This window comes from Micromonospora sp. CA-259024 (assembly GCF_050936255.1).
Taxonomy (GTDB): Bacteria; Actinomycetota; Actinomycetes; order Mycobacteriales; family Micromonosporaceae; genus Micromonospora.
In genome coordinates, this window is record NZ_JBNJND010000001.1 from 59,340 (window position 1) to 74,917 (window position 15,578).

General features: G+C 72.5%; 13 protein-coding genes. 4 read left to right on the plus strand and 9 right to left on the minus strand.

The window, feature by feature from the left end; translation table 11 throughout:
* Positions 1–3: 3 nt before the first annotated feature.
* Together ACQEUX_RS00315 and lipA are read right to left on the minus strand one after the other, a co-directional pair.
* Entirely contained in the window at positions 4–1,575 is a 1,572-nt protein-coding gene (locus ACQEUX_RS00315) for a hypothetical protein (protein WP_433049463.1), read from the minus strand.
* Between the two features lie 125 nt (positions 1,576–1,700).
* On the minus strand, positions 1,701–2,696 hold the full coding sequence (gene lipA, locus ACQEUX_RS00320; protein ID WP_433039555.1) for a lipoyl synthase: 996 nt from the start codon (positions 2,694–2,696) through the stop codon (positions 1,701–1,703).
* Between the two features lie 454 nt (positions 2,697–3,150).
* Here lipA and aspS point away from each other — a divergent pair, with 454 nt between their 5' ends.
* On the plus strand, positions 3,151–4,437 hold the full coding sequence (aspS, locus tag ACQEUX_RS00325; RefSeq protein WP_433039557.1) for an aspartate--tRNA(Asn) ligase: 1,287 nt from the start codon (positions 3,151–3,153) through the stop codon (positions 4,435–4,437).
* A 38-nt stretch (positions 4,438–4,475) separates the two neighbouring features.
* Here aspS and lipB read toward each other — a convergent pair whose 3' ends face one another.
* The 3 genes from lipB to ACQEUX_RS00340 all read right to left on the minus strand — a co-directional run bounded on the left by lipB (position 4,476) and on the right by ACQEUX_RS00340 (position 8,370).
* Entirely contained in the window at positions 4,476–5,117 is a 642-nt protein-coding gene (lipB, locus tag ACQEUX_RS00330; protein WP_433039559.1) for a lipoyl(octanoyl) transferase LipB, read from the minus strand.
* A 137-nt stretch (positions 5,118–5,254) separates the two neighbouring features.
* Complete coding sequence (locus ACQEUX_RS00335; RefSeq protein ID WP_433039561.1) at positions 5,255–6,493, minus strand: hypothetical protein; 1,239 nt, start codon at positions 6,491–6,493, stop codon at positions 5,255–5,257.
* A gap of 44 nt (positions 6,494–6,537) precedes the next feature.
* Positions 6,538–8,370: a DUF2079 domain-containing protein gene (locus ACQEUX_RS00340; protein ID WP_433039563.1), complete on the minus strand. Its 1,833-nt coding sequence runs from the start codon at positions 8,368–8,370 to the stop codon at positions 6,538–6,540.
* A 233-nt stretch (positions 8,371–8,603) separates the two neighbouring features.
* On the opposite strand from ACQEUX_RS00340, the gene ACQEUX_RS00345 reads away from it, so the two are divergent.
* Positions 8,604–9,821 carry an extracellular catalytic domain type 1 short-chain-length polyhydroxyalkanoate depolymerase gene (locus tag ACQEUX_RS00345; protein WP_433039565.1) on the plus strand — a complete coding sequence of 406 codons (1,218 nt, stop codon included), beginning with the start codon at positions 8,604–8,606 and terminating at the stop codon, positions 9,819–9,821.
* A 129-nt stretch (positions 9,822–9,950) separates the two neighbouring features.
* Here ACQEUX_RS00345 and ACQEUX_RS00350 read toward each other — a convergent pair whose 3' ends face one another.
* Both ACQEUX_RS00350 and ACQEUX_RS00355 read right to left on the minus strand, forming a co-directional pair.
* A complete protein-coding gene (locus tag ACQEUX_RS00350; protein ID WP_433039567.1) occupies positions 9,951–10,850 on the minus strand; it encodes a TIGR01777 family oxidoreductase in 900 nt (299 codons plus the stop codon).
* 136 nt (positions 10,851–10,986) lie between these two features.
* Positions 10,987–11,985, minus strand: coding sequence for an aldo/keto reductase (locus ACQEUX_RS00355; protein ID WP_433039569.1), 999 nt, complete (start codon positions 11,983–11,985; stop codon positions 10,987–10,989).
* 56 nt (positions 11,986–12,041) lie between these two features.
* Between ACQEUX_RS00355 and ACQEUX_RS00360 the strand changes: the two genes are divergently transcribed.
* Positions 12,042–12,476, plus strand: a complete 435-nt coding sequence (locus ACQEUX_RS00360; RefSeq protein WP_433039571.1) for a MerR family transcriptional regulator — start codon at positions 12,042–12,044, stop codon at positions 12,474–12,476.
* A gap of 41 nt (positions 12,477–12,517) precedes the next feature.
* Here ACQEUX_RS00360 and ACQEUX_RS00365 read toward each other — a convergent pair whose 3' ends face one another.
* Together ACQEUX_RS00365 and ACQEUX_RS00370 are read right to left on the minus strand one after the other, a co-directional pair.
* Positions 12,518–13,021, minus strand: a complete 504-nt coding sequence (locus tag ACQEUX_RS00365; RefSeq protein ID WP_433039573.1) for a hemerythrin domain-containing protein — start codon at positions 13,019–13,021, stop codon at positions 12,518–12,520.
* Between the two features lie 91 nt (positions 13,022–13,112).
* Complete coding sequence (locus ACQEUX_RS00370) at positions 13,113–14,450, minus strand: low temperature requirement protein A (RefSeq protein WP_433039575.1); 1,338 nt, start codon at positions 14,448–14,450, stop codon at positions 13,113–13,115.
* 154 nt (positions 14,451–14,604) lie between these two features.
* Between ACQEUX_RS00370 and ACQEUX_RS00375 the strand changes: the two genes are divergently transcribed.
* The gene (locus ACQEUX_RS00375; RefSeq protein WP_433039577.1) at positions 14,605–15,540 is read left to right on the plus strand and encodes an SDR family NAD(P)-dependent oxidoreductase; all 936 of its coding nucleotides are present in this window, start codon (positions 14,605–14,607) and stop codon (positions 15,538–15,540) included.
* Positions 15,541–15,578 lie beyond the last annotated feature (38 nt).

The window sequence follows — 15,578 nt, forward strand, 5'->3', positions numbered from 1 at the left end:
GGATCACCTCGGCAGGTAGATCCGCCAGCCGTCGATCGTGACAAGGGCGAGGCTGCCCGGGGCGGCGCGCAGCCGCTCGTCGAGCACGTTCGCCAACGGCGACCCGGCCGGTGCGACCCAGGCGGGCGCCGCGGAGCTGTCCACCTCCCGGCGGTACGGGGGGTAGCGGTCGAAACCGGGGCGCAGGGTGTCGTCGACGACCGCGCAGACCACCTGCTCGGCACTGGCGAAGGTGAGCCGGTTGCAGGTCCAGTAGCCGGCGCGCACGTGCCGTACGCCGAGCTGGCGCAGGACGGTCACCAGCTCGGCGTGCCGGGCCTCGGCGGCCCGCGTCGCCGGGGCGGTCTCGGCGGCCTGCCAGGTGGCGTGGGCGGTGGTGCCCAGCGTGGCGGCGAGCAACGCCAGCGCGACCGGCCGGGCCAGCGTCGACGCGACGCCGCGCCGGTCGGTCGCCGACGGTCGCAGACCGTGCCGGGCCACCGTCCACACCGGCCAGAGCAGCGCCGGCAGGGAGATGAGCAGGCAGGACAGGTAGCGGGAACTCTCCACCGGGGTGCGGCCGGCGGCACTGCTCACGGTGTACGCGCCGAGGGTGGCCACCGCGGCCAGCACGAGCGCCAGCCGGATCGCCGCCGCCACCCGGGGCGACCGGTCGGCGGGGTCGGTCGGGGCGGTGGGCGGCCGGCGCAAGGCCCGCCAGGCGGTGCTGGCGGCGACGGCCAACAGCAGCGGCAGGGCGAACGCCCACCACAGTTGCCAGGTGGCGCACTGGCCGGGAGCGCAGAAGCCCATGCCCAGCGGCGGGCCGAGCAGCAGGCCACCGTGCAGCCGGTCGGCCCAGCCCGCGGCGGCGTTCGCACCACTGGCGGCGAGCACCGCGTGCAGCGGGTTCCGTCCGTTCAGCAGGCTGTGCACCAGCAGCGGGGCCGCCCCCAGCACGGCAGCCGCCCCGAGCAGCGCCCCGGCGGCACCCCGCAGCTCCCGGTGGCAGAACCCGACGAGCACCGCCCCGGTCGCCACCACGTACGGCAGCACGAGCGGGTCGACCCAGAGCATCAGGCCGGCCAGGAACCCCCAGGTCGCCCAGCGTGCCAGCCGCCATCCCGGCCGCCCGCTGGCCAGATCGACGGCGAGCACGGCCAGCGCCACCCCGGCGGCGTTCATCTCGGGGTAGCCGCCGCCGGCGATCAGCTGGTTCTTGATGATCCGGTCGGAGCCGAGGGCCAGCAGCGCCACCACCAGCAACCCGAACCACCGGTCCCCGGTCAGCCGCAGCGTCAACCGCCAGGCCACCAGCAGGAACAGCACGTACAGCGCCAGTGTGGGCAGCCGCAGACCGATCAGCGACGGTTCACCGGCCAGGGCGAACACCGGCGCGGCCAGGTACGCCTCCAGCGTTCCCATGTACTGCTGGCCGTAGAACCAGACCGGGAAGCCCTCACCCCGGGCGATGTGCAGCGCGGCCAACCCCATGGTGGCCTCGTCACTGTTCGTCGGCGGCGCGGCGTGTGCCAGCAGCCAGACCCGGTAACCCACCCCGGCGAGCACGGCCAACCCGGTGAGCCAGCCGACCACGCCGAGGCGCGCGCCGGGCCGCGGACGCGGAGAATCCGCGCCGCGTGGCTGCTGGCGTACGCCGACGGTCACCACACGATCATGGCATCCGGACGCCGAACGGCCGTGCGGCGCCGCGGGTGCGGTCAGCCGGCGGTGGCGACCGGCGTGGCGGCGCGGGCGTCGAGGGCCTGCTGGTAGAGCCGACCGGCCCGGTACGACGAACGCACCAGCGGCCCGCTCATGACCCCGGCGAAGCCGATCTCCTCGGCCTCCTCGCGCAGCTCCACGAACTCCTCCGGCTTGACCCAGCGGGTCACCGGGTGATGCCGGGTGGAGGGGCGCAGGTACTGCGTGATGGTGATCAGCTCGCAGCCGGCCTCGTGCAGGTCACGCAGCGCCTGCGAAACCTCGGCCCGCTCCTCGCCCATGCCCAGGATGAGGTTGCTCTTGGTGACCAGGCCGTCGGCGCGGGCCTGCCGGATCACGTCCAGGGAGCGGTCGTAGCGGAACGCCGGCCGGATGCGCTTGAAGATGCGCGGCACGGTCTCCACGTTGTGGGCCAGCACCTCGGGGCGGGAGCCGAAGACCTCGGCCAACTGCTCCGGGACGGCGTTGAAGTCCGGGATCAGCAGCTCGACGCCGCAGCCCGGCTGCAGGGCGTGGATCTGGCGGACGGTCTCGGCGTACAGCCAGGCGCCGCCGTCGGGCAGGTCGTCACGGGCGACGCCGGTGATGGTGGCGTAGCGCAGCCCCATCGAGACCACCGACTCGGCGACGCGGCGCGGCTCGTCGGCGTCGAACTCGGCCGGCTTGCCGGTGTCGATCTGGCAGAAGTCGCAGCGCCGGGTGCACTGGTCACCACCGATGAGGAAGGTGGCCTCCCGGTCTTCCCAACACTCGTAGATGTTGGGGCAGCCGGCCTCCTGGCAGACGGTGTGCAGCCCCTCGCGCGAGACGAGCCCGCGCAGCTCGGTGTACTCCGGCCCCATCTTGGCCTTGACCTTGATCCATGGCGGTTTGCGCTCGATCGGCGTCTCGGCGTTGCGCGCCTCGATCCGCAGCAGACGCCGCCCCTCGGGGGCGGCCGTTGCGGTGCGCGCTGCCTGGCCGGTCGTCGGCGCGGAGTGCTCGATCGTCACGAAAATGAGCCTACGCCGGACGGCGGGCGTCTATGTGCGTCGGGCGACCGGCGTCACGCCCCAGACGTTGTGACGCCGGACACCGGGCTGTCGAAAATGGGCGTCACACGCGGGGAGATCGGATGCTACGGTCACCGCCAACAGCGACGACGGAGCCGAGTAGCGCGCCGACCCGCCAGTGCAGAGAGCCGCCGGTGCTGAGAGGCGGTCTGGCGCCGGTGCGTGAAGACCCTCCCGAGCTGCGGGAAGAACGGTTGCGGGTCGTCCCGTGCCCAGTAGAGCCCGCCCGGCTGGCCCCGGTCATCAGGCGACGAACGAGGCCCCCGCTTCGGCGGGGGTGAAGGTGTGGTGGCACCGCGAGGTTCCCGCTCGCCCACACCTCCCTGGGGCTGACGCGACGCGTCGCCACCCGAGGGCGGCGACGGCGTGGCGATCGACCGAGGAGCAGCCCGCCATGCAACGAACCCTGTCCCACCACCTGCCCGCCCGGATCGGCGCGACCGTGCGCATCGCCGGTTGGGTGCACCGCCGCCGAATGCTCAAGTCGGTGGCCTTCCTGATCGTGCGGGACGCCGCCGGCCTGGCCCAGGTGGTCGTCACCGACCCGGCCGTCCGCGCTGAGCTGGAGAAGCTCACCGAGGAGACGGTCGTCGAGGTCACCGCGACGGCCACCGCGAACGAGACGGCGCCCGCCGGGGTCGAGCTGACCGACCCGACGGTACGTCCACTCGGCCCGCCCGCCGTGCCGCCACCGTTCGACCTGTACCGGCCGACGCTCACCGCGAGCCTGCCCACCCAGCTCGACAACGCACCCACCGCGCTGCGGCACCCCACCCGGTCGGCGGCGCTGCGAATCTCGGCGGCCGCGGTGGCCGGGTTCCGGGCCGCGCTCGACGCCCACGAGTTCGTGGAGATCCACACTCCGAAGGTGGTCAGTTCCTCCACCGAGAGCGGGGCGAACGTGTTCGCGCTCGACTGGTTCGGTGGGCCCGCGTACCTGGCCCAGTCGCCGCAGTTCTACAAGCAGCTGATGGTCGGCGTCTTCGAACGTGTCTACGAGGTGGGCCCGGTCTTCCGGGCCGAGCCGCACGACACCGTCCGGCACCTCGCCCAGTACACGTCGCTCGACGCGGAGCTGGGCTTCGTCGCCGACCACCGTGACGTGATGCGCGTGCTGCGCGACACCCTGGCCGGGATGCTGGCCACGGTGGGCGAGCGGGCCGGCGGCGCCCTGGCGACACTCGGCGTCACGCCGCCGGAGGTCCCGGCGGAGATCCCGGCGGTGCACTTCACCGAGGCGCTGACGATCGCCGGAGCGCCCGCCGACGAGCCGGACCTCGCGCCCGCCCACGAACGGGCACTGGGGGAGTGGGCCCTGCGCGAACACGGGTCGGACTTCCTCTTCGTCACCGGCTACCCGATGGCGAAGCGGCCGTTCTACACCCACCCGGACCCGGCGCGGCCGGCGTACTCGAACGGTTTTGACCTGCTCTTCCGTGGCCTGGAACTGGTCACCGGCGGGCAGCGGCTGCACCGGCACGCCGACTACCTGGCGGCGTTGGCCGTGCGGGGTGAGCCGGTCGAGCCGTACGCCGGGTACCTGGACGCGTTCCGGCACGGCATGCCGCCGCACGGAGGTTTCGCCATCGGCCTGGAACGCTTCGTGGCCCGCCTGGTGGGCGCGGCGAACATCCGGGAGGTCACCGCGTTCCCGCGCGACCTGCACCGCCTCACCCCGTGAGCGCGGCGGTCCCCGGCGTCACCGCTGGGGGCCGCCGCTCAGACCTCGACGAGAGTGGACAGTCGGCGCTCGACCACCGGGAGCACGTCGGCGACGCTGATCGGGCGGCCCAGCTCGGCGGTGAGCGAGGTGACGCCGGCGTCCCGGATGCCGCACGGCACGATCCGGTCGAAGGACGTCAGGTCGCAGTCGCAGTTGATGGAGAAGCCGTGCAGGGTGACGCCCCGGGCCACCCGGATGCCGATGGCGGCCACCTTGCGGGCCGGCCCCCGGTCGTCCTCGGGCACCCAGACCCCGCTGCGCCCCTCGATCCGGCCGGCGGCCAGCCCGAACTCGGCGCACACGTCGATCAGCAGTTCTTCGGTGCGGCGGACGTAGGCGACCACGTCCACCGGGTCGGGCAGCCGCAGGATCGGGTAACCGACGAGCTGCCCCGGCCCGTGCCAGGTGATCTTGCCGCCGCGGTCCACGTCGACGACGGGGGTGCCGTCCGTCGGCCGGTCCCACGGCTCGGTGCGCTTGCCCGCGGTGTAGACGCTCGGGTGCTCCAGCAGCAGCACGGTGTCGCCGCGCTCGCCAGCCACCACCGACTCGTGCAGGCGCCGCTGCTCGTCCCAGGCGGCCTGGTAGTCGAGCAGGCCGGCACGGACGGCCGTCAGGCCGGAGGTCGTCGTTGTCACGGCGTTCAGCCTAGCCCCGCTGACGGCGATCTTCCCTGGTGAGCCGCCTCACCGGGGAAGATCACCACCGGTGTCGGTGTCGGTGCCCGGCAGCGACCCGCTGGGTGACCGTGTCCGCCCGACCTGGCCGTTCGACGTCATGCCGGAGCCGCGCCGGTCGCAACGCGGCGGCGACGCAGGCGGCGGACGGCGAGAGCGGCGGCGAGCAGCGTCGGCACGGCCAGCGCCAGGTAGAGCCAGAGCGGGGCGGCGAACGGCGACGGCCGGCGCTCCGGACCACCGAACGCGGCCCGGGTGAGCAGGTCGCCCGGCACCGCCAGGTCGGTCGACCCGGGCGGCCCGGTCACCAGCACGTCCCGGGCACCCCCCGGCGACAGCGCGGCGAGGATGGCCTGCCGGTCCCCGTCGTTGTCCGCCCCGATCGACTGCTTGACCACCGGGTCGCCGCCGCGCCAGCCGACGATCTCCGCGGTCGAGGCGGCGACCGGCAGCGGCTGACCGACGGCCTGGCCGGTCGCGGCGTCCAGGAACTCGATTCGCCAGGTGCGTGCCGCCGCCTGGTCGGACGTGCAGCCGGGGCCGGCGCAGCCGTCGAAGGCGAGCAGCGCGATCCGCCGGCCGTCCGGGTGCCAGGCGGCCGGGCCGGCCAGCATCCGCCGATCGCCGAGCTCGACCTGCCAGCGAGGGACGCCGCCGGCCGGGTCGATCACCACCAGCCGCTGGCGCTCGGCGACCGTCGCGGGCACGTCGGGCGGGCCGGCTACCGCCACCAGATCGCCGTCGGGTGACCAGGCCGCTACGGCGTGCGCGGCGAAGGTGCCGGCCGCGACCACCTGCTCGGTGCCCCGGTACGGATCGAGGATGAGCAGGTCGTCGGGCTTTTCCGGGTCGTTGAGCTGCTGATTGTCCGGCCCGTAACTGATCACACTGTCGTCGTTGCTGCGGGTGCTCAGGACCCGCTGCCCGTCCGGCGACCAGGCCAGCGGCCGCATTCCGGTGTGGATCGGGCGGCGCTGCTGCCCACTGGTGAGGTCCAGCAACTCCCCGGACGGCCGCAGGTAGTGCCGCCCGTCCGGCGAGAGCAGCCCATGGTCCTCGGCGACGTGCAGCGGGATCAGCCGGTAACCGCCGTCCCGGCCGATCAGCACGCCGGTCGACTCCAGGTAGCGGGTGCGGCTGGTGAAGAAGACCAGCGCGGCCGGGCCGGTCGGGCGCTGCCCGACGGTGGCCTGCCACAGCCAGGGATTGTGCACCTGGGCCGGCACCGCGCCGGCCGTGCTGTCGGCGGCCGAGGCGGCGGGCGCGCACGGCACCACGAGCGCCAGCACGACGCCGACCGTGGCGCCGCGCCGAAGTCGCCTGCCTGTCATTCGCATCAGCCCATTAGACGCGACGACGGCTGGCTCGGGTGCCCCGCCGCCTACCGGTCGGCGGGTGGGATGCGCCAGAGCCAGACGTCGTCGACCCGTTGCGGCTCGCCGAACAGGGCGGTCGCCGTACGCCGCAGCGCCTCCTCGTCGACCTCGAACTTCGCGCCGTGCACCTGGTCGGCGAGCACCACTGTCTCGATCCGCCAGTGCCGCAGGTCCGACTGGACCTCCCGGATGGTCCCGTCGGTGACGATGGGCACCAACCCGGTACGGCCGGCCTGGTCCATCAGGGCGCTCAGGGTGCGTGGGACCGGGCCGATCCGGCCGCGCCCGTCCGGCCCGCCGGGGCCGAGGAAGAAGCCGCCCGGAATGGCGAACTCGCCCTGCCGGTGCGACAACGCGTACGCCTGCCAGCGCTGGCCGTCCGGGTAGATGTCCACGGTCAGCGGCAGTGGGGTGAGCACCCCGTCCGGTGAGACGTAGTCCCGCCATGTGCCGGACGCGATGAAGCGCGGGATGGGCTCCCGCTCGTCGGTGAGCAGCGGGGTGGGCAGTAGCGGTACCAGGGCAACCGCGAACCCGAGCAGCCAGGCCAGCTCCGTGGAACGGTGCCGGGGTGGTGCGGCGCGTAACTGGTCGACGGCGTACGCCAGCAGTAGCCCGATGACCGGCGCGACCACCAGGGCCAGCCGGGCCGGCAGCGCGGCGTTCACCACCGGTAGTTGTCCGAGCAGGTCGAACGGCATGGGCAGATCGGTGCGTCGCCCGTCGACCTTGGCGACCGGGCCGAAGGAGAGCACCGTGAAGATCAGCGCGAGGACGCCCAGCGCCCAGAGGGTGGCCCGCCGGCTGGCGTCGGCCCGCCGCCAGAGCGTGACGAAGCAGACCAGGGTGAGCACCAGCAGCGGGACGCCGAAGAACGAGTTCTCCTCCGTCGGGTTCGGTGCGAGGGAGGTGCCCAGCCCTGCCTCGCCGGCCAGCGAGCGGCGCGGAAAGGCGGTGAACGCCGCGATGTCCTCGGAGTGGATCACCGGGTCGAAGCCGGTGCCGTGGAACCGTTGGGGCCCGGCGAAGTGCAGCCACAGCGGGTACGACAGCAGCACGCCGGCCACCACGGCGGTCACCCCGAGCCCGCGCAGGAAGGTGGGCAGCGCGTCGCGTGCCTCGACCCGGTTGGCCGGGTGTAGAGCCCAGACGGCGACGAACAGCCCGAGCGCCAACGCGGTGAAGAAGAGCCCTTCGGCGGCGATCGAGAACGCCACCGCCACCAGTACGCCGAGGATCAGTCCGTCGCGGAGCCAGTGCCCGGGTCGGCGCAGGGCGAACAGCCGCCAGATCAGCAGCGGCACCAGCCAGCCGGCGGTCCAGTTCAGGTGGGCGTTGGCGTGCGAGATCATGCCGGGGGAGTAGGCGATGAACAGGGCGCCGATCCCGGCGGCCAGCCGGCTGCGGACCAGGTGCCGGGAGAGCAGCCAGTACCAGGCCAGCGCGGTGGCGAGCAGGTTCAGGGTGAGGATCACCAGGAACGTCGCCGGTGGCCCGATCAGGTACGTGAGCGGGGCGAAGACCACCGCGTACACGGTGATCGAGGTGTTGACCGCGAGGTTCACGCCGTCCGGCACGTTGATCAGGTACGTGAAGAGCGGGTTGTCCCCATGGGTGACCGCGTGCCCGCCGAAGGCCAGCAGCCACTCGAAGAGCGCCTGGTCGCTGGAGTTGGCGGTGATGGTTCGGGTGTTCGGGTCCCGCCACAGCCCACTGGTCACCCAGACGGCGAGCGCGAGCGCCACCAGCGCGACGATCAGGTCGGCCCGGCGGTCCCGGACGACGCGCGGCGGCGACGCGGGTGCGGGCCCGGTGGCCAGAGACGGGGAGGACGGCACGCAGCGGACGTTACCAACCGGACCTGGACGGGCCGGTCAGACCTGCAAGGAGGGGACCGTTGTTATCGCCTGAGGTAGGGGAGGGGGCACTTCCCCACAGTCGACGGTCTGCCGACCACAACGGCGGTTGTGAATGTGTGACCGCGCCCCATGTCATAGCGGCGACACATCGTCGTAACGTCTCGGCAATTCGACCGTGACCCAGTTCACAGTCCGCCCCTCTGGAGGCCGCCGTGCGCCGCTCCTCGTCCACCCTCACCCGGCTGATCGGTGCGGTCGCCGGGCTCGTCCTCGCCGTAGCGGGCGCGGTCGCCATCGCCGCGCCCGCCCAGGCGGCCACCCTCACCCAGGTCACCGGGTTCGGTTCGAACCCGGGCAACCTCGCCATGTACGCCTACCGGCCGGACGGCCTACCGGCCAACTCCCCGGCGGTGGTGCTGCTGCACGGGTGCACCCAGAACGCGTCCGGCTACTTCGCCAACTCCGGCTGGCAGAAGTACGCCGACCAGTGGAAGTTCGCCCTGATCGTCGCCCAGCAGCCCTCCGGCAACAACGCCAACTCCTGTTTCAACTTCTTCGAGGCGGGAGACACCACCCGGGGTCAGGGCGAGGCGTTGTCGATCAAGCAGATGGTCGACCACGCCAAGGCGAACTTCGGGGTGAACGGCTCCCGGGTCTACGTCAGCGGCCTCTCCGCGGGTGGGGCGATGAGCGCGGTCATGCTCGCCACCTACCCGGACGTCTTCGCCGCCGGCTCGATCATCGCGGGCATCCCGTACCGCTGCGCCACCAGCATGGTCAACGCGTTCAGCTGCATGAACCCGGGCGCGGACAAGACCCCGGCCGCCTGGGGCGACCTGGTCCGTGGCGCGTACTCCGGCTACACCGGCCCGCGGCCCCGGGTGGCCATCTGGCACGGCACCTCGGACACCACCGTCACGCCGCTCAACGGCACCGAGTCGCGCGACCAGTGGACCAACGTGCGGGGGGTGTCGCAGACCCCGACCAGCACCTCGTCGCTGCCCGGCAACACCAGCCTGGAGGTGTACGGCAACGACGACGTGCGGCTCTACCGGATCTCCGGAATGGGTCACGGCACCCCGGTCGACCCGGGTTCCGGGGCTGAGCAGTGCGGCAGCGCCGCCGCCTACTTCCTGGACACGATCTGCTCGACGTACCGGGACGCGCTCTTCTTCGGCCTGAACGGCGGCGGCACCAACCCGACCCCGACGGCCACGCCGACCCCCACCCCGACGGCCACGCCCACGCCGACCACGCCGCCGACCTGCGTGACCGCCAGCAACTACGCGCACGTGGCGGCCGGCCGGGCCTACCAGTCGGGCGGCTACGCCTACGCGAACGGGTCCAACCAGCGGATGGGTCTCTACAACACCTTCTACACCAGCGTTCTGAAGCAGACCGCCCCGAACTACTGGGTCATCGGCTGCTGACCGACCCGCACCCCTGGGTGCTGACCCCTGTTGATCATGAAGTTATTGCCACGACACGCCGAGGCGAGTGGCAATAACTTCATGATCAACGCGGGTGAGGGCGGGGGCGCAGGGCGGGGCGGGCGGTGGTCAGGCGGTGAGGGCCGCCCGCAGGGCCTCGGGGAGATGCGGGTGCTGGTAGGGGTAGCCGGCACTCGTGAGGACGCCGGGCAGGACGCGGGTGCTGGTCAGGGCCTCGTGGGCGAAGCCGCCGAGGGCCACCTTGAGCGCCAGCGCGGGGATCGGGATGATCGCCGGGCGGTGCAGCTGCCGGGACAGCTCCCGGGTGAACTCGGCGTTGGTGACGGGGTTCGGCCCCACCACGTTGACCGGGCCGGCGATGTCGTCGTGCTCCAGCAGGAAGCGGACCGCGTCCAGCCAGTCGGCCATGGAAATCCACGGCAGCCACTGCCGGCCGCTGCCCAGCCGACCGGCGATGCCCAGCTTGAACGGCAACAGTTGTGGCTTGAGCAGCCCACCGCCATGGTGCAGCGGCAGACCGGTGCGCAGCCGTATCACCCGTACCCCGGCGTCCTCGGCCGGCCGGGTCGCGGCCTCCCACACCCGGCAGACGTCGGCCAGGAAACCCTCGCCGGCCGGCGCGTCCTCCTCGACCACCCGGTCGCCGGTGTCGCCGTACCAACCCACGGCCGAGGAGTTGAGCAGCACCCGGGGCCGGTCGGCGACGGGCAGCCCGGCGAGGGTGGTCGCCAGCGTGCTGGTGCTGTCCACCCGGCTGGTGCGGATCAACCGCCGGTAGTCGTCGTTCCAGCGCTTGTCGCCGACGCCAGCGCCGGCCAGGTTGACCACCGCGTCCGCCCCGGCGACCGCGGCCGGGTCGAGCTGCCCGGCGGCGGGGTCCCACCGCCGCTCCTGCGGGCCGCGCGGCGGGCGGCGAACCAACCTCATGATCTGGTGCCCGTCCGCCGTGAGCCGGTCCGCCAGCCACGTGCCGAGGAAGCCGGACGCGCCGGCCAGAAGGATCCGCATACCCCATCTTCGTCCATCACGATGCCGTGGACGCCCCCACTCCCCGCCGATCTTGCACATGATGTCGCCGTTTTGCCCGACTGCACCCGTTCTGTCAAGACAGCAACTGCAAGATCGACGGGGGATGGGGCATGGGTTAGGGCGTGGGGGTGGGGCGTAGGTCGGTCAGGAGCTTTTCCACCTCGGCGTACGCCTCGGCGCTCAGGGGGCCCTGCGCCAGGGTGGCCAGGTTCTCCTCCGCCTGCGCCACCGTGCGCAGACCGGGGATCGGCACCGTACGCGGGCTGCGGGCCAGCAGCCAGCCGAGCGCACCCTGCGCGAGCGTCCGCCCGTCGGCGGTGAGCGCCGCGCGGACCTGCTCGACCCGCGCCGCCCAGCGCGGCGTGGGCCGGCCGTCGGTGAACCACTCCAGCCATTCCGGCGCCCGCCCACGGACGTCGTCCGCCCCGACCGCCCGGGTCGATCCGGTGAGCAGCCCCATCGCCAGCGGCCCACGGTTGAGGCTGGCCAGGTCGTAGCCGTCGCACACCGCCAGCACCGCCGCGTTGTCGCGCAGCACCGACTCGTCGTGCTGGATGGCGGCGCAGTGCGGGCCGGCAGCCGCGAACGCCTCCGCCGACGCCGGGTCGTCGGTGCTCCAGCCGTACGCCCGGATCTTGCCCTGGTCGACCAGGTCCTCCAGGGTGCCGACCAGGTCGAGCGCGGTGGGCACCGGCAGTTCGTTGATGTGCAGTTGGTAGAGGTCCACGTGGTCGGTGCCGAGTCGGCGCAGCGACTCGTCCAGGCTGCGCACCGCGAAGGCCGGGCTGGCGTCGGTGCCGAGCGCCCGCCGGGTGGTCTCGTCGCTGACGTTGCCGAACTTGGTGGCGATCACCGCGCGGTCCCTCCGGCCGGCCAGGGCCCGACCGAGGATCCGCTCGCTGTGCCCGGCGCCGTAGTTGCTGGCCGTGTCGAACAGGGTCACCCCGAGGTCGAGCGCCCGATGGATGGTACGGATCGACTCGTCGTCGTCCACCTCGCCCCAGCCGAACGGCTGCCCGCCGTCACCCCAGAGCGGACCCCCGATCGCCCAGCACCCCATCCCGATCGCGCTCACCTCGATGCCGCTGCGTCCCAGCGTCCGTGTCGTCGTCATGTGGATCAGCCTCCAACCTGGAGTGCGCTCCAGGTCAAGCACTAGCATCTCGGGACATGAGCGGTTACGCCCCCTCGGAGGCCGCCCGGCGCAGCGGCTTCAGCCTGGACACTCTGCGGTACTACGAGAAGATCGGCCTGCTCGCCGACGTGGAGCGCACGGCGGGCGGCCAGCGTGTCTTCACCGACGACGACCTGAGCTGGCTGCTGCTGTTCCGCTGCCTACGCGACACCGGCATGCCGATCGCCCAGATGTGCCGCTACGCGCAGCTGGCCCGCGAGGGCGAGCACACCGCCGACGATCGGCGCGAGCTGCTGCAACACCACGCGGCGCGGGTCGAGGAGCAGATGCGCCTGCTCCAGCGCCAGTACGACCACCTCCGCGAGAAGATCCGCTGCTACGAGCGGCTGCCCGGCCCCGACCAGGGGTCGGAGGCCGAGCGGGCCACGAAGGCCGAGCGGGCCATGGAGGCCAGCCGTTCCGGCGGTTGAACGGGACAGCCATCCGTTCCGGCGGCCGAGCGGGGCAGACGTCAGTCGGCGGTGTCCGACGGTGCGGTCAGGCCGAGGAGTTCCTCGGCCGTTCCGGGTCGACCGCTGAGTGCGTTCAACGCGGCGACCAGCCGCTTCTCCTCGTAGCGGAAGTGCGACTCCAGCAGCGCGGCCAACCCGTCCAGCTCGGCGCGCACCTGGGCGAGCGGCACCGCCGTGTCCCCGGCCAACATCGTCTCGACCCGCTCCAGGATCCCCGCCACCACCTCGTGGTCGTTGATCAGGTTCGCGATGACCGGGCGTAGCTCGGGGGCCTGGTCGCCCAGCAGCCGGAACGCGCCGCCGTCCTCACCGGTGTGATGTCGGCCGAGGGCGGCGCAGAAGGTCAGGCAGTGCGCCCGCAGGTCCCGGGTGGGGAGTGTGTCGCCCGCGGTGTCGAGGCTTTCCCTGAGACGGGCCAGCTCCGCGCTGAGCCAGAGGTGAATCTCGATCATCTGATTGCCGACGGCGGCGAGCCGGCCGGCCGGTGAACCGGTTGGGTGCACGTGTGTCCCATGCTGTGCCCGCGCCTCCATGCCCACGGCGGCCTTCGGGCCGGGTGCACCGCGACGCTGCGCCGGAGCCTACCCCAGTCGGTCACGGCGTGGTCGGCTCGTCGGGCTCCCGGAGGTCGTGCCAGCGCGCACGCCAGGCGGCCTCGTGGGCCTCGTGGGCCGTCCGCTCCTGGAACACGGCGGCCCGCAGCGCGTGCCGGGATTGCGACATCACCAGCACCTCGACGGCCACCAGCCCCACGCAGATCACGGTCGCGAGGGTGAGCGCGCCCAGCGCCGGCAGGTGCTGACCGATCGGGAGGGCCGCCGTGAGCACCACGATGACGCCGACGCGGGTCCAGGTGACGGTGTGCAGAGTGCGCAGTTGGAACAGCATGTTGACGGCGAAGTAGCAGATCAACCCACCGAAGAGCATCGACACGGCCGGTCCCTCGATCCGCTCGGCCAACCCGCCGGCCGGGTCGGTGATCTTGTGCAGGATCTCCTCGTTGCCGATGGAGAAGAGGATCACCCCGGCGATCATCGGCAGGTACCCGTACGCGTACGCGTCGCGGGCCATCGCCACCCGGGGGCCACCCTCCGCCGCGTGCAGGGCGATCCGGGCGGCTGGGCCGATGAAGTCGAAGTGCGCCCACCAGAGGGCGGCGGTGATCACGATGCCGAGCGCGGCGGCCGCCACCGCCGGCCAGGTGACCGGCTTGCCGAGCAGGTTGCCGCCCACCCCCGTGGAGATGATCGACTCGCCCAGCGCGATGATCAGGATGAGGTCGTAGCGCTCCGTCCAGTGCTCGGCGCTGGTCACCCCCCAGCCCCAGGTGCCGACGATGAAGCCGGTGGCGTACTGGACCACCACCACGGCGATCCACAGCCCGTCCCGGACCATGGCGGCCTGGTTCGGGTCGGCGATCTGCGGCGGGATCAACGCGGCGGCCAGCAGGAGCACGATGCTCGCCACCAACTCCGGCGCGAACCGCCGCAGTTGCCGCCGCTCCTGCGGGCTGTCCCGCACCACATGCTGATAGAGGATGATGTGGACGGCCCGCACCACGACGTAGCTGATGGCCACCAGCATCGGGCCGGCGGCACTCCCCTTCGGGTCGTTGAACGCCTGCGGAAGCGCCAGCGCGAACGCGAACAGGGCGACCATCGCGATCACCATGAGCACCGGGACGTAGCCCTCGCCCAGCCGGACCCGGGTGGCGACGAGACTGTGCACCACCCAGATCCACCAGAGCACGGCGAGCACCAGACCGGCGTGCAGCAGTTGCCGGCCGGAGATGTTCGCGGCGGTCGCCCGGGTGATGATGAAGAACGAGAAGACGAAGACCAGGTCGAAGAAGACCTCGAACTTGTCCACCCGGGCGCCGGGAGCGATCGGGACGGCGGGTCCCAACTGTCCACGCCGCCGGTAGCCGCCCACGGTCCCACTCTGGCAGCGTCCGGCCTGGTGGGAGGTCCGAACGGCGATGGCGACGGTGCGCAGCGTTACCTCCGGCCCGGGGCGGGAAAACGCCGGGACCACGGCCTCCAGCAGCGGGCCGGCCGGTCCGCCTCATCCCGGACAAGGATGGACAATGACGACGAGCAACCCGATCATCACACCCTTCACGCACGGATCCACCGCCATGGACGTGATCCAGGGCGTGGATCTCGGCGGCCGGCGGGTGATCGTCACCGGCGGGTCGTCCGGCATCGGCGTGGAGACCGCCCGCGCCCTGGCCAGCGCCGGCGCGGAGGTGACCCTGGCCGTCCGTAACACCGACGCCGGCCAGCAGGCAGCCGACGACATCATCGGCACCACCGGCAACGACCGCGTCCTGGTCGCCCCGCTCGACCTCGCCGACCAGAACTCGGTCGCCGACTTCGTGGCCAACTGGGACGGCCCACTGCACATCCTGGTCAACAACGCCGGCATCATGGCCGCACCCCTGACCCGGACCCCGCAGGGCTGGGAGATGCAGTTCGCCACCAACCACCTGGGGCACTTCGCGCTCGCCACCGGGCTGCGCCCGGCGCTCGCCGCCGGCGACGGGGCACGGATCGTCTCGGTCAGCTCCGCCGCCCACCTGCGCTCACCGGTGGTCTTCGAGGACATCCAGTACGACCGCCGGGAGTACGAGCCGTGGCAGGCGTACGGGCAGTCCAAGACGGCCAACGTGCTGTTCGCCGTGGAGGCGACCCGGCGCTGGGCCGACGACGGCATCACGGCCAATGCGCTGATGCCCGGCGCGATCCGGACCAACCTGCAGCGCCATGTCAGCGAGGAGGAGCTGAACCGGTTGCGCGCGGGCAACGCGGCGGCCTGGAAGACCGTCGAACAGGGTGCCTCGACCTCGGTGCTGGTCGCCGCCTCGCCGCTGCTCGACGGGGTGGGTGGGCGGTACTTCGAGGACAACCAGGAGGCTGGCCCGGTCCAGCCCGGGGGACGGCAGGGCGTCGCACCGTACGCGTTGGACCCGGAAGCCGCCGAGCAGCTCTGGCAGGTCTCGACCATGCTGTTGAAGGGCTGAGCACCGGCCCGTTCACGAACGACGAAAGGGCGCCCCGG